1 protein-coding gene is annotated in these 655 nt (G+C 70.5%); it reads left to right on the top strand.

Annotation, left to right across the window (positions count from 1 at the left end; genetic code table 11):
* Positions 1-655, top strand: a 655-nt coding sequence (locus tag Vau01_RS63065) for a S8 family serine peptidase (protein ID WP_239153169.1), incomplete at both ends; no start/stop codon positions are given.

Below are 655 nucleotides of genomic sequence, written 5' to 3'. Positions count from 1 at the left end.
CCATCGTCGCGGCCAACGCCACCAACGCGATCAAGGACCGGTACATCGTCGTCCTCCGCGACGGGGTCAAGACCGGCGCCGGCCACGACCTCGCCGCCCGGTACAACGGCACCGTCACCGCCGAATACGGCACCGCCGTCAACGGCTTCACCGTCGCCCTCTCCGAAAAAGCCGCCAAACGCCTCGCCGCCAACCCCGCCGTGGCGTCGGTGGAGCAGGACCGCACCGTCGCCGCCACCGACACCCAGTCGGGTGCGACGTGGGGCCTGGACCGCGTCGACCAGCGTGCCCTGCCGCTGGCCGGCACCTACGTGTCCCCGTCGGCGGCGGCGAACGTGACCGCCTACATCCTCGACACCGGGGTACGCCTCACCCACACCGAATTCGGCGGCCGCGCGAAGTCCGGCTACGACTTCATCGACAAGGACACCGACGCGTCGGACTGCCAGGGACACGGCACCCACGTCGCCGGCACCGTCGCCGGCACCACCTACGGTGTGGCGAAGCAGGCGAAGATCGTGTCGGTGCGGGTGCTGGACTGCAACGGCTCCGGCTCCTACTCCGCCATCATCGCCGGCGTCGACTGGGTCACCAAAAACGCCGTCAAGCCCGCCGTGGCGAACATGAGCCTCGGCGGCAGCGCCAGCGCCTCCCT

It is taken from the genome of Virgisporangium aurantiacum, from assembly GCF_016863635.1.
Lineage (GTDB): Bacteria > Actinomycetota > Actinomycetes > Mycobacteriales > Micromonosporaceae > Virgisporangium > Virgisporangium aurantiacum.
Note: the sequence above shows the minus strand (reverse complement) of the source record. Positions and strands in the feature narration are given on the sequence as shown.